Genomic DNA, 18600 nt, shown 5'->3' with positions numbered 1-18600 from the left:
CCTTCGGATATCCGTTGTGGATCTCGTACGGGAATGACGGGGGGCGTCAGATGGGCAAGCAGGGAGCGGGGAAGGGCGGCGGCGGGGACCGGGGCGGTGCCGTCAGTCGGCGGACCCTGATCGTGGGGGGCGCGGCCGCGGCCGTGGGCGTGGGGCTGCTCGCGCGCAGCGATCTCGCCCACATGTGGTGGCAGGTGCCCGGGGTCGACAAGCCGCGTACCGCGGGCGCGGTGGACTTCAAGGGCGCGGAGTGGGTGGCGGCGGCCGCGGCGAACTGGCGGCGGGCGGACCGGCCCGACGACTACGCCATCGACCGCGTCATCATTCACGTCACGCAGGGCAGCTATCAGGGCACCTTGAAGGTGTTCAAGGACCCTTGGCACGGGGCCGCCGCGCACTACGTGGTGCGGCAGGACGGGCACATCGCGCAGATGATCCGGGAGCTGGACGTCGCGTTCCACGCGGGGAACAGGGACTACAACCAGCGCAGTGTCGGCATAGAGCACGAGGGTTTCGTGGACCGGCCCCAGGACTTCACCGCTGCCATGTACGCGGCTTCGGCGCGGCTGACCGCCGGGATCTGCAGACGGTACGGGATACCCGTCGACCGGAAGCACATCATCGGGCACGTGGAGGTGCCGGGCACCGATCACACCGACCCCGGACCGCACTGGGACTGGGACCGGTACATGAAGTTGGTGCGGGCCGCCCACAAGCAGAGCACGAGCGAGAGCACGAGCGGCACGGGCCGCACCGGCACCGCGAAGGCTTAGGTCAGGCCCGCCGTTCGCGCCCGCTCCACCGCCGGGCCGATCGCCTGGGCCACGGCCGCCACGTCCGCCTTCGTCGACGTGTGGCCGAGGGAGAAGCGGAGCGTGCCGCGGGCCAGGTCGGGGTCGGTGCCGGTGGCCAGGAGGACGTGGCTGGGCTGGGCGACGCCCGCCGTGCAGGCGGAGCCCGTGGAGCATTCGATGCCCTGGGCGTCCAGGAGGAGCAGCAGGGAGTCGCCCTCGCAGCCGGGGAACGTGAAGTGGGCGTTCGCCGGGAGGCGGCCGCCGGGCGTGGGGTCGCCGCCGAGGATCGCCTCGGGGACGGCCGCGCGGACCGCCGCGACCAGCTCGTCGCGCAGACCGCCGATCTCGCGGGCGAACCACTCGCGCTGCTCGGCGGCGATGCGGCCCGCCGTCGCGAAGGCGGCGACGGCGGGGACGTCGAGGGTGCCGGAGCGGACGTGCCGCTCCTGCCCGCCGCCGTGCAGCACGGGGACGGGCGTGTACTCACGGCCGAGGAGCAGGGCGCCGATGCCGTACGGGCCGCCGACCTTGTGGCCCGAGACCGTCATCGCGGCGAGGCCGGACGCGGCGAAGTCGACCGGGATCTGGCCGTAGGCCTGGACCGCGTCGGCGTGCAGGGGAACGGCGAACTCCCCTGCCGCGTCCGCCAGTTCACGCACCGGCTGGATCGTGCCGATCTCGTTGTTGGCCCACATGACGGTGGCGAGGGCGACGTCGTCGGGGTTGCGCTCGATCGCCTCGCGGAGCGACTCCACCCGCACCCGGCCGTAGGAATCGACCGGCAGGTACTCGACCGTGGCGCCCTCGTGCTCGGCGAGCCAGTGCACGGCGTCGAGGACGGCGTGGTGCTCGACGGGGCTGGCGAGGACGCGGATGCGGGCCGGGTCCGCGGCGCGGCGTGCCCAGTACAGGCCCTTGACGGCGAGGTTGTCGGCTTCGGTGCCGCCCGAGGTGAACACGACCTCGCTGGGGCGGGCGCCGAGGGATTCGGCGAGGGTCTCGCGGGACTCCTCGACGGTGCGCCGGGCGCGGCGGCCCGCGGCGTGCAGGGACGAGGCGTTGCCGGTGACGCCGAGCTGGGCGGTCATCACCTCGACCGCCTCCGGGAGCATCGGAGTGGTCGCGGCGTGGTCGAGGTAGGCCATGGTGGGCACGATTCTACGAGCCCGGTGGCGGACCTCTGTCGCCGCGTGGGGTCCCGTTCCCACGCGGGGGCCTCGACGGGCCTCGCCGGGCCTCGCCGGATGCCGTCAGGCGTCGTCCGGGCGTCAGCCCGCGATGCTCCACGACAGCGTGCCGTCCGCGGAGACCAGCGCGGCGAGCACGACGAGGTCCGCGACTCCGAGGCCGAGACCCAGCAGGGCGCGGCCCCGGCGGCTGGTGCCGCGCCACAGGGCGATGCCCGCGAGGACGATGGCGATCGGGCCGAGCAGGACGTTCAGGACGAGCAGGCCGAGGAGCCCGAGGACGAACGAGGCGACGGCCATGCCGTCGGAGTCCCGGCGCACCGCGGGGCGGGCCGTCGTCGTCTCTGCTTCTGCTTCTGCTTCTGCTTCTGCGGTGAGTTGCATGGTGGTACCCCCTGGTCGGACGTGGACGGAGCTCAGCTCTGGTGGCGGCGGCCGCGCTCGCGCACGGCGAAGACGGTCAGCCAGACCCCGATGACGGCGGCCGCGGTGAGCGTGAAGGCGAGTGGCGCGTGGGCGACGGTGCCGAGCGCGAAGCCCAGGAGCAGAAGGGCCGCTACGAGGAACAGCATGGGAAACCTCTCAGGCTTGGATCAGGCTTCAATCAGGCTTGGGTTACGACTGTTCACTGACTGACGAGTCTAGCGCCGCACACGGCTTCCCAATTACAGAGAACAACTGTTAACTGGATGACATGAGTCACACCCCGTCCAGCCAGTCGCTCGGCATCCGGCAGGCGCAGAAGCAAAAGACCCGACAGGCGCTCCTGGACGCCGCGTTGGAGCTGCTGGAGGAGCAGAGCCTGAGCAGCCTGGGGCTGCGCGAGGTCACGCGCGCCGTGGGCGTGGCCCCGACCGCCTTCTACCGGCACTTCGACAGCACGGCCGACCTCGGCGTCGCCCTGGTCGAGGAGGCGCTCGGCAGTCTGCACGCGATGATCCGCGACGCCCTCACGGCGACCTGGGACAGCGACGAACGCATCGCGCGCACCGTCGAGTTGATCGCCCGTCACGTGCGGGCGTACCCCGCGCACGTCCGCTTCATCGCACGCGAGCGGCACGGCGGGGTCCAGCCGGTGCGGGAGGCGATCGGCGAGCAGCTCGGGCAGTTCGCCGGGGAGGTGCGGGACGCCCTGCGACGGGACCCGGAGGCGGCCGGCTGGACCGAGGAGGACCTGCTGATGCTGGCCGGCCTGTACGTCGACCACATGGTGCTGACGGCCTCGGCCCTCCTCGTCACCGCCCCGGAGGACCTGGCCCGCGCCTGCGGCCTCGCCGAGCGGCAGTTGCGACTGGTGAGCCTGGGGCGCAGGCACTGGCTCGATGCGTCATGAGCAACTAGCCTTACGGTCATGACAGCCGCCGACCGGAACGCCGTAAGGGATCTCGACCGTCGGGACCTCGACCGCTGGGATCTCGACCGCAGCCACCCCGGACCGACCGGCGAGATCCGCTGGACCGCGCTCGGCCCGGCGGACGCCCCGCCCGTCGTCCTCGTCCACGGGACGCCCTTCTCGTCGTACGTCTGGCGCGGCCCGGCGCGGGCACTGGCCGCCGAACACCGTGTGTACGTATGGGACTTGCCGGGCTACGGCGCCTCCGAGATGCGTGCGGGGCAGGACGTCACCCTGGACGCTCAGGCGCGGGTGCTGGCCGGGCTCATCGAGCACTGGGGGCTGGCCGAACCCGCCGTCGTCGCGCATGACTTCGGCGGCTGCGTCGCACTGCGCGCGCATCTGCTGCACGGCGCCGCGTACTCCCGGCTCGCCCTGGTCGACCCGGTGGCCCTCGCACCCTGGGGCTCCCCCACGTACCGGCTGCTCGCTCAACACGCCGACGTCTTCCGGCAGTTGCCCGACGAGCTGCACGAGGCGCTCGTGCACCGCTACGTCAGCTCGGCCAGCCACCGGGGGCTGCATCCGGACACGCACGCGCGGCTCGTCGCGCCCTGGGCGAGCGGGGCGGGCAAGGACGCCTTCTACCGGCAGATCGAGCAGAACGACCAGCGGTTCACCGACGACATCCAGGGCCGTTACGGGGAGTTGGCGCTGCCCGTGCTGGTCTGCTGGGGCGCCGAGGACACCTGGATCCCGCTCGCGCGCGGGCAGGAGCTGGCCGAGGCGATCCCCGGCGCCGAGCTGCGCGTCATCGAGGGGGCCGGGCACCTCGTCCAGGAGGACGCGCCCGCCGAGCTCACGGCCGCCCTGGCCCGGTTCCTGCGTACAGGGCCGTGACCGCGGCGGCACTTCGGGCCAACTCCGCGCGCACTTCCGGCGGTTGGAGCACTTCGAGGTGGTCGACGAAGGGCAGCAGGGTGCGGGCCGCCGCCAGGACGCCGTAGCCGAGCCGCACGGTGATCCACTCGCTGACGCCGTCGTCCTCGGGGTGCTCGATCAGGGAGCTGCCGCACATCCGCAGGAACAGGTCGAAGCGGCTGCGGTGCACCCGGGCCGTGACGTCGATCCCGCCGGGCCGCACTTCGACCTGCTGCTTCAACACAGCCCACACGTCGGCGAGTTCGACCCCTTTGCGCCGCTGGACGGGGGCGTCGGTGACCTTCACCGCGTGCGTCCGGTCGGCACGGAAGAGGCGGGGCACGGCCCGCCGGTCGGCGACCAGGTACCAGACGCCCGCCTTGGAGACGAGGCCGTACGGGTCGACGGTGTACGTGCGGGGCGTCTCGGTGCCGCTGTGCCGGTAGCGGATGCGCAGCCTGCGGTCGGCGAAGACCGCGTCCTGGAGAGCGCTGACGTCGACCTCGCGCACCGGCGGGCCCATCCAGCGGGAGGACTCGACGAGGATGCGGCGGCTCGTCAACTCGGCGGCGGGGCGGTGCGGTTCGGGCAGTGCGGCCATGACCTTGCGCAGGGCCGAGCCGATCGCGGAGTCAAGGCCGAGGGCCGCGTGTGCGCCCTGCGCGGCGAGGATGAACAGGGCGCGGGACTCGTCCTCGGTCAGGCCGGTGACGTCCGTGCGATAGCCGGGCAGGAGGGCGATGCCGCCGTGCCGCCCGCGCTCGGCGTAGACCGGCACACCGGCGCTGCTGAGCGCCTCGACGTCCCGGTAGATGGTGCGCACCGAGACCTCCAGGCGCTCCGCGAGCTCGTGGGCGGGGACGCGGCCGCGGGTCTGGAGGAGCAGCAGGACGGAGAGCAGGCGGTCGGACTTCACGGTCCCAGCGTGCCGCAGATCGGCCGGAAATGTTGACCGTGGGTGTCAGGTAATTGCGGCAGGGTGTGGAACCCGGGGCCGCACGGCCCCGCGCCCACCGACGACCCAGGAGCCCAGGATGACCGGCACCCCGGACCCCCGCCCCCTGCTCGAACGCGCCACCGCCCAGCTCGCCCGCCTCATCGGCGGCGTTCAGCCGGGGCAGTACGAACTCCCCACCCCCTGCGACGAGTTCGACGTACGGCGACTGATCTCGCACGTCGTCGGCGGCACCCGGCGGATCGCCGTCGTCGGGGAGGGCGGCGACGGGCTCGCCGTGCCGTCGTTCGCCGAGGGGATCGCCGACGGGGAGCTCGCGCAGAGGTACGAGGCCGGGCGCATCGAGGCGCTCAAGGCCTGGCAGGACGACGCCCGGCTCGATGCCGAGGTCACCGTCCCGTGGGGCAGCGTGCCGGGGCGGGCCGCACTCGGCGGGTACGTCCTGGAGACCACCACCCACTCCTGGGACCTGTGGGAGGCGCTCGGCCGGCCGGGTTCGCTCGACCCGGAGCTCGCCGGGTTCGCCCTCGCCGTGGCCCGGCAGGCGCTGCCCGCCGAGCGGCGCGGACCCGAGGTGCCGTTCGGGGAAGTCGTGGCAGCACCTCAAGAGGGCGGCCCCTACGGGGAGTTGGCGGCCTGGCTGGGCCGCCGTCCCCTCGCCGCGGAGGCCGGCTAGCCGAGCCTGACCCGCGCCAGCTGGCGCGACTGGGCCACGAGGCGGTCCTTCGCGTCCCAGATCTCCGCGTCCTCCTCCAGGAAACCGCCCGCCAGGTTGCGGGTGGTGATGGAGACGCGGAGCGGTCCCGGCGCGGGCCGGCAGCGGACGTGGACCGTCAGCTCGACCGTCGGCACCCATCCCTTGAGGCCCATCTCGAAGGCCGTCGGCGGCAGCGCGTCCACCGCGAGCAGCAGCGACAGCGGGTCCGCGTCGCGGCCGTCGGCCAGGCCGAACCACGCGCGCATCTCGCCCTTGCCGGACGGCGCCCCGAGCGCCCAGCCGAGGGTGGCCGGGTCGAGCTTGAGGTCGAGCCGTTCGGTGATCGCCGAGCTGCCGGGGACGGGCGGGGCACCCTCGGGGCTGTCGCCCGCGCCGAAGCAGTGCTCGATCGGCGGGAGGGCGGGCGGTTCGGCGGTGGTGCGCACGTCGTCGGGGAGGGTGTCGAGGTCGCCGTACGAGGCCAGGACGCGGATGCGCTCGACCTCGGAGCCGTCCTCGGCGTACTGGAACAGGGAGGCCTGGCCGGTGGAGAGGGTGCGGCCGGTGCGGACCACATCGGTGCGGATCACGGCCGGTCCGGGGGCCGACGCCGTGAGGTAGTGCGCCGAGACGGTGAACGGGTCGCTGTGCGGCAGGGCGTCCGCGAGGGCGCGGCCGAGGACGGCCAGCAGGTAGCCGCCGTTGACGGCACTGATGATCGTCCATCCGGCGGAGAGGTCGATGTCGTAGACACCGGGCTCGCGACGGGTGACGGCGGTGTCGCGGTCGAACTCGCTGTCGCCGATACGGGCCTGGATGCGGGCCTGCGTGGATGCTGCTTCTGCCATGCAGAAAACGTACAACAGGAAATTACTAAGCGGTAGCTTCTGACTGTGAAGCCCTCGTTACGCGCCCGGGTACCGGGCCCGCCACAAGCTCTCGTCACACGCCCTCGTCCACCGCGGACGACCTGCGGTGCCAGGCCCGCGGCGCGCGCCAGTGGTAGCGCATCGCGAGCAGCCGCAGGACGAAGGCGGTGAGGACCGCGATGCCGCTCGTGATGCCGGTCAGCGCGTCGTAGCGGATGCAGAGCACGACGATCGCGGAGCCGACCATCGCCGGCACCGCGTACAGGTCGCGGTCCCAGCGGACCAGTGAGGGCACCTCGTTGGCGATGATGTCGCGCAGCACGCCGCCGCCGACGGCCGTGGCGAGACCGAGGGCGGCGGACGCGGTGAGGCCGAGGCCGTAGTCGTACGCCTTGGTCGTGCCGGTCACGCAGAACAGTCCGAGGCCCGCCGCGTCGAAGACGTTCACGGCGGTCTGGGTGCGCTCGACCTCGGGGTGCAGGAAGAAGACGAGGGCGGCGGCGACGAGCGGGGTCAGGAAGTAGCCGAGGTCGGTGAAGGCGGCCGGCGGCACGGCCCCGATGACCAGGTCGCGGAAGACACCTCCGCCCAGCGCGGTGACCTCGGCCAGGGCGGCGATGCCGAAGACGTCCCAGTTCTTGCGTACGGCCATCAGCGCACCGGAGATGGCGAACACGAAGATGCCGATGAGGTCGAGCCAATGCTGGACGGAGGGGGTGAACAGTTCCTGGAGCACCCGATGATTGTTACAGCGACGGCTTACCGGGTCGGTACAGCCAGCTGTAGAAGATCGTGTCCAGGTTCTTGCCGGAGATCTTCTCGGCGAGCCGCTGGAAGTCGCCGGTGTTCGCGTTGCCGTAGCGGTTGAGCTTCGTCCAGGCCGGGAGCAGCTTGAAGAAGGCCTGGTCGCCGATCCGTTCGCGGATCCGCTGGAGCGTCATCGCGCCGCGCTGGTAGACGGCCGAGGCGAACATCGTGTCGCGCTGCGGGTTCGCGACGATGATGTTCCAGAACGTGGAGTCGGCCGGGCGCGCGTCGTAGGCGGCCTGGAACGAGTCGTGGGCCGAGCGGATGCCCTTGTGCTCGGACCACAGCCACTGGGCGTACGTGGCGAAGCCCTCGTTGAGCCAGATGTCCTTCCACCGGTCGACGGAGACCGAGTCGCCGAACCACTGGTGGGCCAGCTCGTGCACGATCGTCGACTCGGAGCGCACGGCCGAGTAGCTGGGCTTGGTCTGGGTCTCGAGCGAGAACCCGGCCTGCGGCATGTCGTCGACGACCGCGCCCGTCTCCTCGAAGGGGTACGGGCCGAAGACCTGCGACCAGTAGTCGGTGGCCTCGGCCGTCACCGCGTACACGTCGACCGTGTTGCTGCCCTTCAGAACCGGGTCGATGGCTACGTAGATGGGGGTGCCGGCGGGCGTGCGGCCCTGCTGGACGTCGAACCTGCCGATGCTGGCGGTCGCCAGGTAGGTGGCCATGGGCTTCGACTCGCGCCAGTGGTTGACCGTCTGCGTGCCGCGGTCCGTGGTGTACGTGTCCACGAGGCGGCCGTTGGAGACACCGGTGAGGCCCTTGGGGGCCTTGATGCGGATGTCGTACGTCGCCTTGTCCGCGGGGTGGTCGCTGGACGGGAACCAGGTGGAGGCGGCGTTCGGCTCGCACGCGACGAAGACGCCGTCGTCGGTCTTCATCCAGCCGTAGTCGGAGCCGAAGACGATCGGGCCGTTGAGCGCCTCGGGGACGCCGCCGTAGGTGACGGTGACCTTGAAGGTGTGGTTCTTGCGGATCGCGCTGCGCGGGGTGATGACGATCTCGTCGCCGGTGCGCGTGAACTCGGCGCGTCTGCCGTCCACTTCGACCCGGGTGACCGTGAGTTTCTGCAGGTCCAGATCGAAGGAGGAGAGGTTCTGGGTGGCGCGGGCGGTGACGGTGGTGCGGCCGTCGAGGCGGTCCGTGTCGGGGTTGTAGGCGACGTCGAGGTCGTAGTGACGGGCGTCGAAGCCGCCGTTGCCGAGCTGCGGGAAGTAGGTGTCGCCGATGCCGTCGGAGCCGGGGGTAGGGGCTGGTGAGGCGGCTATCAGGCAGAAGGAGGTGGCCGCGACGGTGAGCGCGGCCAGGCGTGCCGAACGGGAGAGGGCCATGGGCGTCCCTTCGAGCAGGTTCCGGTGTATCCGATGTAACGGACACGGAGACTCTGCCGTCCGGGCTGGGTCGTGTACATGACCCTTCTGCGTCATTTCGGCGGGGTCGAAGGCGGCTCGGCCCCCTTCGACCCCGACCTCCTACTTGTCCTCGGGCTCCTGCGGCGGCTCCTCGGCCGCGGCCGGCGCCGGGATCGTCACCACGTCGATCGCCTCCTTGGCCGCCGAGAGGAGCGTGGTGTCCTCGGGGGCCTGGTCGGGGGCGTTCTCCGGGTGGTGGCAGGCGACCTGGTGGCCGGTGCCGAGCTGCAGCAGCGGGGGCTCCTTCGTGGCGCAGAGCTCCGTCGCCTTCCAGCAGCGCGTGTGGAAGCGGCAGCCGGCGGGCGGGTTGATCGGCGAGGGCACGTCGCCGCGCAGCAGGATGCGCTCGCTCTTGGCCCCGCGCCGCTTGGGGTCGGGGACGGGGACCGCGGACAGCAGCGCCTTGGTGTACGGGTGCATCGGCGTCGCGTACAGGTCGTCGCGGTCGGCGAGTTCGACGATCTTGCCGAGGTACATCACCGCGATGCGGTCCGAGACGTGCCGGATGACCGAGAGGTCGTGCGCGATGATCACGTACGTCAGGCCGAACTCGTCCTGGAGGTCCTCCAGGAGGTTCACGACCTGGGCCTGGATCGAGACGTCCAGGGCCGAGACCGGCTCGTCGGCGACCACGAGCTTCGGGCGCAGGGCCAACGCCCGGGCGATGCCGATGCGTTGACGCTGACCGCCGGAGAACTCGTGCGGGTAGCGGTTGTAGTGCTCGGGGTTGAGACCGACGCGCTCCAGGAGGTCCTGGACCGCCTTCTTGACCCCGCCCTCGGGCTTGACGCCCTGCAGCTGGAAGGGCGCGCCGACGATCGTGCCGATGTTGTGGCGCGGGTTCAGCGACGAGTACGGGTCCTGGAAGATCATCTGCACGTCGCGGCGGAGCGGACGCATGCCGCTCGTGCCGAGGTGTGTGATGTCCTTGCCCTCGAACTCGACGCGTCCGCCGGTCGGTTCGAGCAGACGCGTGATCAGGCGCCCCATCGTCGACTTGCCGCAGCCGGACTCACCGACGACGCCGAGGGTCTCCCCCGGGCGTACGTCGAAGGTCAGGCCGTCCACGGCCTGCACGGCGGCGACCTGCTTCTTGAGCAGGCCCTTCTTGATGGGGAAGTGCTTGACCAGGCCTTCGACCTTCAGCAGCGGTTCGACCGACGCGGCGTCCGGTGAGGTCGTCGCCTGCTGGGGAATCGAGGAGGGGGCCGGAGGAGTCATCTCGGTCTCGGGTCCTTTGGCGTCCGTCACAGCTTCGGCGCAATCTCTTCGGTCCAGATCCGCTCCCGCTCCTCGCCCGACATGTGGCAGGCGGAGAAGTGGCCGGAGCCGACCTCGCGCAGTTCGGGGCGCTCGGTGCGGGTGATGTTGTCCTTGGGGATGTCCGCGTAGGGGCAGCGCGGGTTGAAGGCGCAGCCGCTCGGCAGATTGATCAGGCTGGGCGGGGAGCCCTTGACCGGCGTGAGCCGCTCGGTCTGCTCCCGGTCGATGCGCGGCATCGAACCCAACAGGCCCCAGGTGTACGGGTGTTGAGGCTTCGTGAAGACCTCTTCGGCGGTGCCTCGCTCGACGCACCGGCCGCCGTACATCACGAGCAGTTCGTCCGCCATCTCCGCGACGACACCGAGGTCGTGCGTGATCATGACGACGGCCGAGCCGAACTCCTTCTGCAGATCGCGGATCAGGTCCAGGATCTGCGCCTGCACGGTCACGTCGAGCGCGGTGGTCGGCTCGTCCGCGATGAGCAGCTCGGGGTTGTTCACCAGCGCCATCGCGATCATCGCGCGCTGGCGCATGCCGCCGGAGAACTCGTGCGGGTAGGAGTCGACGCGCTTGTCGGGCTGCGGGATGCCGACCCGGTCGAGCATCTCGATGGCGCGCTTGCGGGCCACCTTCTTGTCGACGTCGTGGTGGACGCGGTACGCCTCCACGATCTGCTTGCCGATCGTGTAGTACGGGTGCAGCGCGGACAGCGGGTCCTGGAAGATCATCGCCATGTCGCGGCCGCGCAGCTTGCGTACGGCGTTCTGGTCGCCGTGCAGCAGCTCGGTGCCGTCCAGCCAGATCTCACCGCTGATCTGCGCCTTGCGCCGGCCGTACTGGCCCGCGGTGTGCAGACCCATGATGCCGAGCGACGTGACGGACTTGCCCGATCCGGACTCGCCGACGATGCCGAGGGTGCGGCCCTTCTCCAGGGTGAAGGAGAGTCCGTCGACGGACTTGACCAGGCCGTCGTCGGTCGGGAAGTGCACCTTGAGGTCGCGGACCTCGAGGAAGGCGCTGGGGGCGCCGGAAGCAGCAACGGGTTCGCCGACCGCCGCTCCGGTCTTGTGCAATTCGGTCATCCCAGCCTCACTCGCGGGTCGATGACGGCGTACAGAAGGTCCACGACGAGGTTGGCGACGGCGATCGCGAGAGCCGCGAACAGCGTCACGCCGAGGATCACGGGCAGGTCCTTGCTGCTGATGGCCTGGACCGCCGCGAGGCCGAGACCCGGCAGGTTGAACGTGGACTCGGTGAGCACGGCGCCGCCGAGCAGCACGCCGAGGTCGAGTCCGAAGACGGTGAGGATCGGCGTCATCGCGGAACGCAGGGCGTGCCGGGTGATGACGGCGGACTCGCCGAGCCCCTTGGCGCGCGCGGTGCGGATGTAGTCCTCGCCCAGGATCTCCAGCATGGTCGCTCTGGTGAGTCGGGCGTACATCGCGGCGTTGAGGAAGGCGAGCACGAACCACGGCAGGATCAGCGTCTGGAGCCAGGTGCCGATCGAGTCGTCGGTGGAGAGGCTGTCGGCCATGTGCACCCAGCCGAGGCTGTGCACGAAGACGCCCATCGCGACCATGCCGGTGAAGAAGACCGGGAGCGAGACGCCGCCGAGGGCGGTGGTCATCGCGGCGCGGTCCCAGATGGTGCCCCGCTTGAGGGCGGAGAGCACACCGGTGGCGACACCGGCGACGAGCCACAGGACGCAGGCGCCGGCGGCGAGCGCGCCGGTGACGGGCATGGCGTCCTTGAGGGTGTCCCAGACCGGCACCTCGGTGCGGAAGGAGTACCCGAAGCAGGGGGCGGCGCAGTGGGTCACGTCTCCGCCGTTGGCGTAGTCGCGCCCCATCGGGATGCCCTTGATGAAGTCCCAGAACTGGACGAGGACGGGGTCGTCCAGGCCCAGCTTGATCCGGATGCCGGCGAGCTGCTCGGCTCCGGTGGCCTTGCCGGCGAAGAGGACGGCGACGTCCTGACCCGCCCATTTGGGCAGCATGAAGAAGATGGTGAAGGTCGCGAGCAGAACGACGAGCACCATGATGATTACGGCGAACAGGCGCCGGATGAGATAAGCAAGCACTGTGCGCGGCCCGGCGGTGGCCGGGAACTCCTCGTGGGGGTTCCCGGTCATCGCCCTGGGCCATCACCTGCCCTTCGGACTGGCGGGTTTCGGCGGCGGAGGTCCAGATCCGGGCAACGGATCAACTCCGTTGCCCGGAAGGGGCGTTACTTGGTGACGCCGAGAGAGACGTAGTCGTAGCGGCCGTTGTAGGAGTCGGCCATGTAGGCGTTGGTCAGACGCGGGCCGCGCCAGGTGATGTTCTTCTCGTAGAGGAAGGGCATCCAGTCGGCCTGGTCGAGGATCCGCTTGTCGAGCTCCTCGTAGATCTTCCCGGCCTTGTCCGCGTCGGTCTCGGCGATCGCCTGGTCGAAGAGACCGTCGATCTTCGGGTCCTTGATCTGGGACTCGTTGTAGTTACCGGTCTGCACGAGGAACCGGCTGTCCCACAGCGGCTGGCCGAAGCCCTGGCCGGACGGGAAGTCCGGGCCCCATCCGCTCATGGTCATACCGAGACCGCGCTGCTTGACGACCTTCGGCGAACCGGTGATCGAGGAGGCCTCGGCACCGTCCAGCGGGTCGACCTCGAGCTTGATGCCGACCTTGGCGAGCTGCGCCTGCAGCGCCTCGGCGGCGTCGACCTCGCCCGGGTTGTTGTTACGGGCGCTGATCTTGGTGGAGAAGCCGCTCGGCTGACCGCACGCCTTCAGCGACTCCTTGGCCTTGGCCTCGTCCGGCTTGCCCTTGCGGGCGAGGATGCCGTACGGGTCGTAGTCGCTGTGGCCCTTGATGGACTTCGGCAGCGTCGAGTTGGCGATGTCGCCACCGGCGAGCGGGCCGCCGCGGACCTGCTGCAGGCCGGCGAAGTCGGTCGCGTAGAAGACGGCCTTGCGGCAGTCGACGTTGTCGAGCGGCTTCTGGTTGTGGTTCAGCGCGACGTAACGGACGAAGGACGTCCGCATGTTGTCGACGTTGTCCTTGTGCTTCTGGACGGCGGTGACGCGGCCCGACTGGGTCATGCCCGTGCCGTTGAGGTCGACGTCGTAGTCGCCGGCCATCAGGCGCTTGTCGTTCTCCTCGAGGTTCGCGGAGATGGTGACGTCGATCGTGTCCGGAAGAGCGGCGCGGATCGGGTCCGACTCCTTCTTCCAGGCGGTGTTGCGGACCAGGACGATCTTCTTGTTGGCCTTGTACTCCTGGAACTTGTACGGGCCGGACGAGAAGGGGTGCTGGGTGTACTTGGCCTTCGTGTCCTTGGCCTGCTTGACCGGCGCGCCGGACGGCATGGCGAGGAACTGCTCGAAGTCACCGTTGGGCTTCGGCAGGTGGAAGATGATCGTCTTCGCGTTGGGCGTCTCGATCGCCTTCAGACCCTCCTTGGAGGTGTCCTTGTACGGACCCTTGTACTCCTTCTTCGGGTCCAGGTTCTGCTGCAGGTACTGCGGACCACCGGTGATGACGTCCGAGGCCCAGATGCGCTCGATGCCGTACTTGACGTCCTGCGCGGTGACCGCCGAACCGTCCTCCCACGTGACGCCGTCACGCAGGGTGTACGTGTAGGTCTTGCCGCCGTCCGTGACCTTGCCGGGGCCGGTGGCGAGGTCGCCGACCAGCTCGGTGGAGGCGGCGCCCGCCTTGGGCGCGTAGCTCACCAGCGTGCGCGCGTAGAAGCGGGAGAAGTCCCAGGCCATGCCGTAGTACTGGCGCTGCGGGTCGGCGGAGTCCAGGTCCTGCTTGCCGACCATCTTCAGCGTGCCTCCCTTCTTCGTCGAAGGGTTGGCGATCTTGTTGTACGCCGCGTCGTAGCCGGCGCCCTTGGACGAACCCTTGGAGTCGCCGTCACCGCCGCCGCACGCCGTGGTCGACACCAGAGCCGCGACCACGAGGGCGGCACCGGCGGCGAGCCGTCGTTTCGAGGAACCTGTGGGCATTTTCTCGTAACCTCCGAGATCGCGGTCCCGGGCAAACTGCCGGAGAACCATGGAGTCAAGCCACCTGTCGAATCGGCAGGGGCAGTTCTGTGAGGGCCAGTTGAGGGCCGGTCGGGCGGGTGCCCGGCGCGGCTCTACCGGGTGCCCTTCGGGTCGAGGGCGTCGCGCAGCCCGTCGCCGAAGAGGTTGAACGCGAGGACGGTGATGAAGATCGTGACGCCCGGGAAGACCATGAACATCGGGTCCTGCTCGTACGTCTCGAGCGCGTCCCGGAGCATGCCGCCCCAGGACGCGGTGGGCGGCCGCACACCCGCGCCGAGGAAGCTGAGCGCCGCCTCCGTGAGGATGTTCGTCGGGATCATCAGCGTCGTGTAGACCGTGATCGGTGCGACCAGGTTCGGCAGCAGCTCACGGAAGAGGATGTGCCGCGAGCCGCCGCCGAGGGACCTGGCCGCTTCCACGTATTCGCGCTCGCGCAGCGACAGGGTCTGGCCGCGGACGATGCGGCCGACGTACGGCCAGCCGAAGAATCCGATGACCAGGACGAGGATCGCGATGCGCACCCCGCTGCCGGTCAGGCCGAGCAGGTCGTCCGGGAGCACCGAGACCAGCGAGATGATGAAGAGCAGCTGCGGGAACGAGAGCAGCACGTCCATCACGCGGCTGATCAGGGCGTCGATCCAGCCGCCGAAGTAGCCGGCGATGATGCCGAACAGGGTGCCGAGCACCACCGCGACGATCGCCGCGCAGAACGCCACGAGCAGGGAGATCCGGGCGCCGTAGACGATGCGGCTGAAGACGTCGCGGCCCTTGTTGGGCTCGACGCCGAACAGGTAGTCGCTGCTGACGCCGCCGAGCGAGCCCTGCGGCAGGTTCGTCAGGGGGTCCAGCTTGTCCTGGTGGAAGTCGTTCGGCGGGTGGCCGAGCAGACTCACGATGAGCGGCGCGAAGACCGCCACCAGGACGAGCAGGACGACAACGATGCCACCGGCGAGAGCCACCTTGTCCCGCTTCAGGCGGTTCCAGGCGATCGCCTTCAGCGACCGGCCCTCGACCTTGCGGCCCGCGCCGTTCGCGGCAGCGTCGACCGGTGCGGTCGGTTCCGCATCCGCGGTCGTGTTCTGCAATGGTGCCGTCATCGTGGCAAGGACCCCTCTCAACCGGCGGTGACCGGCCCGCACTTGCCGCTGTAGCGGCGTGGTTCAGTCCGTCGTACACAGAGGCGAAGCCCCTTGGAGCGGGAGTCTTCAACCTGTGTGCGATCTGTTGCCAGACTTGACGGGGAAAGGATGCCTAAACGTGATGCTGTCTGGGGGGTTCCGTTATCCGGACGGCAGTGAACGGGGGGCGGACAGTGGTCAGTTGGGTCGGAAGTGACTCCAGTACGGACATTGCGCCCACACGTGCCCCTCTCCGCACCAACCCACCCTGTACCGAAATAGAGCCGTTATGGGGGCAGTTGGCTCTCAGTACTGGCCGACCGGCGGATAGCCGTAGCCGCCGCCGGCCGGAGCCGCGGGTGCCGCGTGCGCCTCGCGGTCGTAGAACGGGCGGGCGCTCGCGCGCAGCCACATCGCCACCGGGTCGTACTCGTCCGACATGGCGACCGTGGAGACCGGCAGGCCGTCGGGGACCGCCGCGACGGACTGCTGCATCATCGCCCGCACCGCGTCCACCGACGCGGGCGACGTGTCGTACACGTCGAGGCCGATCGCCAGGTAGGGCGCGCCCAGCGCGGGCTGCACCCAGGCGCGGCGCAGCGAGCGGATCGCGGTCGTCCGATGGGCGTTCTGCGCCAATACGGCGTAGAACTGGGGGATTTCGATCGTGGGGTCCGTGATGCGCAGGGGCCCGGCCGGCTGTCGGTCCAGGCCGCCCGCGATCCGGCGCAGATCGAGCCAGGGGATGCCGACTCCCCCGCCGGGCGCGTGCGGATTGAGCCACAGGCCGTAGTGGTCGGGGTAGAGCGTCCGGGCCGCGTCGACGCCGCCGACCACCTCGTACGCGCGGGACCAGCCGGAGGCGGAGAGCTCCTGGGCGGAGGTGACGCAGGGGGCGTACGAGAAGCCGTCCACGTCCATGTTCCCGTACTGGGCGTCGGGGGAGCCCGCCTGGCCGTGCCAGAGCAGCATCCAGACCTGGCCGGACGCGGGGTCGGCGAGGGCCGCGAGCAGCGCCTCGTACGCGTCGTAGCGCCCCGGGGTCACCTGGCGCAGCATGTGCTCGACCTGTCCGGCCGCGGCCGTGCCCGACGCACTCACCCGTAACCGCCCCTTCGTGAACTTCCGTGTTCCACCCGTGCCACCCGTGCCCTTCGGGGCGTGAGGTCGCCCGTCCGGTCAGGTCATGAAACCAGCTTAAGCGGCGTTCCTGACACCGACTTGACGGACGGCGTCACCGTTCCCGTACATAGAACGGACGCACGCGCGTGCGCAGGAAGTCGGCGACCGGGTCCTGGGTGACGTCGAGGAAGACGAGGTTCACCGGCCAGCCGACCGGTACGCGGCCGAGCGCACGGCCCAGCGCGTCCAGCGGCAGATCGCGGGCGGCGCCCTCCCACTGGCTCAGCGCGACGCCGATGAACAGCGACGGGTCGCCGTCCTCGACGACCGCGAGCGCGCGGTGGGCGCTGAGCACGGTGCCCGTCGCCTCGAACTCCTCGCGCACGGCCGCCAGGAAGTCCACCGGGTCGTGCTGCCAGTCCGGCTCGGAGAGCACGACGCGGCCGCCGGACGAGGGGCCGTCCAGCGGGGTGCGGCCGCTGCGGGCCAGTTCGGCGACGGCGGGTGGGGGCAGCGGGATGCCGACGGTGCCGTCCGGGTTCAGGGCGAGACCGACCTGGGCGGGCAGGCCGCGCGCGAACTCGACCGCCGGGGCCACCGTGCAGTCCATGCGCCCGCCGGTGACCTGCATGAACTGCTGCTCGGAGGTGAAGACGGGCACGTACGCCTGGCCCTCGAGCTCCAGGGTCGGCAGATCGAGCTCGCGGCTCGCGGTGGAGCCGCCCCTGGGCAGCGGGATCCACAGGTGGCTGCGGCCGAGGACCTCGACGATGCGCGCGCCCGCGCCCTCGACGCCGAGCGCGGCGGCGAGGACCTGCTCCAGCTCGTTCGCGGGCCAGCCCTGGGTCGGGTGGGCGTGGGCGCCCTCGTGGTGTGCCGGGTGTTCCATAGCCGCCGACGATAACGCGTACCCCCAAATGGACACGCTCCGCATCTGTCTGGTTGCGGAGCGTGGTGGTGGATTCGAGGGTGGCGACAGGGGAGCCCTCTACGAAAGGACCCGCCGCCATGGCCCGCGCACCCCGCAAGGCCGCAGCCGTCGTCGCCGCCTCCCTGTGCGGCGCCCTCATCCTCGGTGGGGCGGGCGCCGCCGTGGCCGCGCCGGCCGCACCCTCCGCCCCGCGGACCCGCAGCGATCTGGAGTCGCTGCTCAAGGCCGTCGACGACTACATCGCCGCGTCGACCCTGTTCATGGTCCCGGACGAGACCACGCTCGCGAAGGTCTCCGACGAGCTGGACACCGTGCTCGGCTACGGCGAGAACCAGCCGGCCGCGACCGGGCTCACCGCGCTGGCGCAGAGCTCGCTGAAGACCCAGGCCGACGAGTTGGAGAAGGCCACGGCCGCGCAGGACTGGGTCAAGGCCCTGGCCGTCCTGCAGGGCCTGCCGAAACTGGCGAACGACGCGCTCACCGCCTCCGGCATCGACGCGCTGATCGGCTCGCTGCAGAAGGACCCGGCCGGTGCGGATGCCGACGCGTCTACCCCGGCCGACGCGGATGCCGACGCGGCGACTGACACGGGGGCGGACCCGGCGGACGAGCCCGCCGACACGGGGGCGAACCCGGCAGACCCGGCGGCGGTTCCGCAGGCCCCGGCCACCCCGCAGATTCCGGGGCTGCCCCAGATCCCGGGGATCCCGCAAGCCCCGGCGGCAGTCCCGAACACCCCGGCGACTTCGCAGACTCCGGCGAATCCTCAAGTGCCGGCCGTCCCGCAAATCCCGGGCATGCCCCAGATCCCGGGGATCCCGCAGGCCCCGGCCGCGGTCCCGAACACCCCGGCGACTTCGCAGACTCCGGCGAATCCTCAAGTGCCGGCCGTCCCGCAAATCCCGGGCATGCCCCAGATCCCGGGGATCCCGCAGGCCCCGGCCGCGGTCCCGAACACCCCGGCGACTTCGCAGACTCCGGCGAATCCCCAAGCGCCGGCCGTCCCGCAAATCCCGGGCATGCCCCAGATCCCGGGGATCCCGCAGGCCCCGGCCGCGGTCCCGAACACCCCGGCGACTTCGCAGACTCCGGCGAATCCCCAAGCACCGGCCGTCGCGGTCCCCCGCACCCCGCCGCGTTTTCGGGGGATCCC

The 18600-nt window shown here is 70.7% G+C and carries 18 protein-coding genes and 1 pseudogene; 5 read left to right on the top strand and 14 right to left on the bottom strand.

The features are described 5' to 3' along the window. Window positions 1-50: 50 nt before the first annotated feature. A complete protein-coding gene (locus ACIBUY_RS41745) occupies window positions 51-773 on the top strand; it encodes an N-acetylmuramoyl-L-alanine amidase (protein ID WP_399155470.1) in 723 nt (240 codons plus the stop codon). Here the strand turns inward: ACIBUY_RS41745 and ACIBUY_RS41740 are convergent. From ACIBUY_RS41740 to ACIBUY_RS41730, 3 genes are all read right to left on the bottom strand, one after another. Next, window positions 770-1939, bottom strand: coding sequence for a cysteine desulfurase family protein (locus ACIBUY_RS41740; protein ID WP_399155469.1), 1170 nt, complete (start codon window positions 1937-1939; stop codon window positions 770-772). The two genes, ACIBUY_RS41745 and ACIBUY_RS41740, sit on opposite strands and share 4 nt — an antisense overlap. Window positions 1940-2062: 123 nt before the next feature. Beyond that, window positions 2063-2365: a DUF4190 domain-containing protein gene (locus ACIBUY_RS41735; protein ID WP_365570365.1), complete on the bottom strand. Its 303-nt coding sequence runs from the start codon at window positions 2363-2365 to the stop codon at window positions 2063-2065. Window positions 2366-2397: 32 nt separating this feature from the next. Continuing rightward, window positions 2398-2553 carry a hypothetical protein gene (locus ACIBUY_RS41730; RefSeq protein ID WP_365570368.1) on the bottom strand — a complete coding sequence of 52 codons (156 nt, stop codon included), beginning with the start codon at window positions 2551-2553 and terminating at the stop codon, window positions 2398-2400. A gap of 122 nt (window positions 2554-2675) precedes the next feature. Here ACIBUY_RS41730 and ACIBUY_RS41725 point away from each other — a divergent pair, with 122 nt between their 5' ends. Then, entirely contained in the window at window positions 2676-3314 is a 639-nt protein-coding gene (locus ACIBUY_RS41725) for a TetR family transcriptional regulator (RefSeq protein ID WP_365570370.1), read from the top strand. An 18-nt stretch (window positions 3315-3332) separates the two neighbouring features. Beyond that, the gene (locus ACIBUY_RS41720; RefSeq protein WP_399155468.1) at window positions 3333-4214 is read left to right on the top strand and encodes an alpha/beta fold hydrolase; all 882 of its coding nucleotides are present in this window, start codon (window positions 3333-3335) and stop codon (window positions 4212-4214) included. On the opposite strand, the gene ACIBUY_RS41715 is transcribed toward ACIBUY_RS41720, so the two are convergent. After that, complete coding sequence (locus ACIBUY_RS41715; protein WP_365570376.1) at window positions 4174-5151, bottom strand: YafY family protein; 978 nt, start codon at window positions 5149-5151, stop codon at window positions 4174-4176. The genes ACIBUY_RS41720 and ACIBUY_RS41715 overlap by 41 nt on opposite strands. 118 nt (window positions 5152-5269) lie before the next feature. Here ACIBUY_RS41715 and ACIBUY_RS41710 point away from each other — a divergent pair, with 118 nt between their 5' ends. Continuing rightward, window positions 5270-5866 carry a TIGR03086 family metal-binding protein gene (locus ACIBUY_RS41710; protein WP_399155467.1) on the top strand — a complete coding sequence of 199 codons (597 nt, stop codon included), beginning with the start codon at window positions 5270-5272 and terminating at the stop codon, window positions 5864-5866. On the opposite strand, the gene ACIBUY_RS41705 is transcribed toward ACIBUY_RS41710, so the two are convergent. The 10 genes from ACIBUY_RS41705 to ACIBUY_RS41660 form a co-directional block, all read right to left on the bottom strand. Next, window positions 5863-6735, bottom strand: a complete 873-nt coding sequence (locus ACIBUY_RS41705) for a thioesterase family protein (protein WP_365570382.1) — start codon at window positions 6733-6735, stop codon at window positions 5863-5865. The genes ACIBUY_RS41710 and ACIBUY_RS41705 overlap by 4 nt on opposite strands. Before the next feature lie 94 nt (window positions 6736-6829). Further along, the gene (locus ACIBUY_RS41700; RefSeq protein WP_365570385.1) at window positions 6830-7492 is read right to left on the bottom strand and encodes a trimeric intracellular cation channel family protein; all 663 of its coding nucleotides are present in this window, start codon (window positions 7490-7492) and stop codon (window positions 6830-6832) included. Between the two features lie 10 nt (window positions 7493-7502). Further along, window positions 7503-8900, bottom strand: coding sequence for a M1 family metallopeptidase (locus tag ACIBUY_RS41695; protein ID WP_399155466.1), 1398 nt, complete (start codon window positions 8898-8900; stop codon window positions 7503-7505). A gap of 141 nt (window positions 8901-9041) precedes the next feature. Next, window positions 9042-10202, bottom strand: a complete 1161-nt coding sequence (locus ACIBUY_RS41690; RefSeq protein WP_365570391.1) for a dipeptide ABC transporter ATP-binding protein — start codon at window positions 10200-10202, stop codon at window positions 9042-9044. A gap of 26 nt (window positions 10203-10228) precedes the next feature. Further along, window positions 10229-11326, bottom strand: a complete 1098-nt coding sequence (locus tag ACIBUY_RS41685) for an ABC transporter ATP-binding protein (RefSeq protein ID WP_365570394.1) — start codon at window positions 11324-11326, stop codon at window positions 10229-10231. After that, entirely contained in the window at window positions 11323-12324 is a 1002-nt protein-coding gene (locus tag ACIBUY_RS41680; RefSeq protein ID WP_365570587.1) for an ABC transporter permease, read from the bottom strand. The genes ACIBUY_RS41685 and ACIBUY_RS41680 overlap by 4 nt, the downstream gene beginning before the upstream one ends. Before the next feature lie 146 nt (window positions 12325-12470). Then, window positions 12471-14234 carry an ABC transporter substrate-binding protein gene (locus tag ACIBUY_RS41675; protein ID WP_365570397.1) on the bottom strand — a complete coding sequence of 588 codons (1764 nt, stop codon included), beginning with the start codon at window positions 14232-14234 and terminating at the stop codon, window positions 12471-12473. A gap of 134 nt (window positions 14235-14368) precedes the next feature. Beyond that, complete coding sequence (locus ACIBUY_RS41670) at window positions 14369-15373, bottom strand: ABC transporter permease (RefSeq protein ID WP_365570400.1); 1005 nt, start codon at window positions 15371-15373, stop codon at window positions 14369-14371. 327 nt (window positions 15374-15700) lie between these two features. Beyond that, on the bottom strand, window positions 15701-16495 hold the full coding sequence (locus ACIBUY_RS41665; protein WP_365570403.1) for an enhanced serine sensitivity protein SseB C-terminal domain-containing protein: 795 nt from the start codon (window positions 16493-16495) through the stop codon (window positions 15701-15703). 133 nt (window positions 16496-16628) lie between these two features. Continuing rightward, the gene (locus ACIBUY_RS41660) at window positions 16629-17405 is read right to left on the bottom strand and encodes an enhanced serine sensitivity protein SseB (RefSeq protein ID WP_365570405.1); all 777 of its coding nucleotides are present in this window, start codon (window positions 17403-17405) and stop codon (window positions 16629-16631) included. 119 nt (window positions 17406-17524) lie between these two features. Here ACIBUY_RS41660 and ACIBUY_RS41655 point away from each other — a divergent pair. Beyond that, window positions 17525-18600: pseudogene (locus ACIBUY_RS41655) on the top strand (hypothetical protein); the annotation flags it as partial.

This window comes from Streptomyces sp. NPDC050085, from assembly GCF_044460595.1.
In the GTDB taxonomy this organism is placed as follows: Bacteria; Actinomycetota; Actinomycetes; order Streptomycetales; family Streptomycetaceae; genus Streptomyces.
This window is presented reverse-complemented; position numbering and strand designations above follow the sequence as displayed.

Coding starts and splice junctions, on each gene's coding strand:
- ACIBUY_RS41675 (WP_365570397.1), bottom strand. CDS start 14,234: ATGCCCACAGGTTCCTCGAAACGACGGCTCGCCGCCGGTGCCGCCCTC.
- ACIBUY_RS41735 (WP_365570365.1), bottom strand. CDS start 2,365: ATGCAACTCACCGCAGAAGCAGAAGCAGAAGCAGAAGCAGAGACGACG.
- ACIBUY_RS41670 (WP_365570400.1), bottom strand. CDS start 15,373: ATGACGGCACCATTGCAGAACACGACCGCGGATGCGGAACCGACCGCA.
- ACIBUY_RS41710 (WP_399155467.1), top strand. CDS start 5,270: ATGACCGGCACCCCGGACCCCCGCCCCCTGCTCGAACGCGCCACCGCC.
- ACIBUY_RS41685 (WP_365570394.1), bottom strand. CDS start 11,326: ATGACCGAATTGCACAAGACCGGAGCGGCGGTCGGCGAACCCGTTGCT.
- ACIBUY_RS41695 (WP_399155466.1), bottom strand. CDS start 8,900: ATGGCCCTCTCCCGTTCGGCACGCCTGGCCGCGCTCACCGTCGCGGCC.
- ACIBUY_RS41740 (WP_399155469.1), bottom strand. CDS start 1,939: ATGGCCTACCTCGACCACGCCGCGACCACTCCGATGCTCCCGGAGGCG.
- ACIBUY_RS41660 (WP_365570405.1), bottom strand. CDS start 17,405: ATGGAACACCCGGCACACCACGAGGGCGCCCACGCCCACCCGACCCAG.
- ACIBUY_RS41725 (WP_365570370.1), top strand. CDS start 2,676: ATGAGTCACACCCCGTCCAGCCAGTCGCTCGGCATCCGGCAGGCGCAG.
- ACIBUY_RS41745 (WP_399155470.1), top strand. CDS start 51: ATGGGCAAGCAGGGAGCGGGGAAGGGCGGCGGCGGGGACCGGGGCGGT.
- ACIBUY_RS41690 (WP_365570391.1), bottom strand. CDS start 10,202: ATGACTCCTCCGGCCCCCTCCTCGATTCCCCAGCAGGCGACGACCTCA.
- ACIBUY_RS41730 (WP_365570368.1), bottom strand. CDS start 2,553: ATGCTGTTCCTCGTAGCGGCCCTTCTGCTCCTGGGCTTCGCGCTCGGC.
- ACIBUY_RS41705 (WP_365570382.1), bottom strand. CDS start 6,735: ATGGCAGAAGCAGCATCCACGCAGGCCCGCATCCAGGCCCGTATCGGC.
- ACIBUY_RS41720 (WP_399155468.1), top strand. CDS start 3,333: ATGACAGCCGCCGACCGGAACGCCGTAAGGGATCTCGACCGTCGGGAC.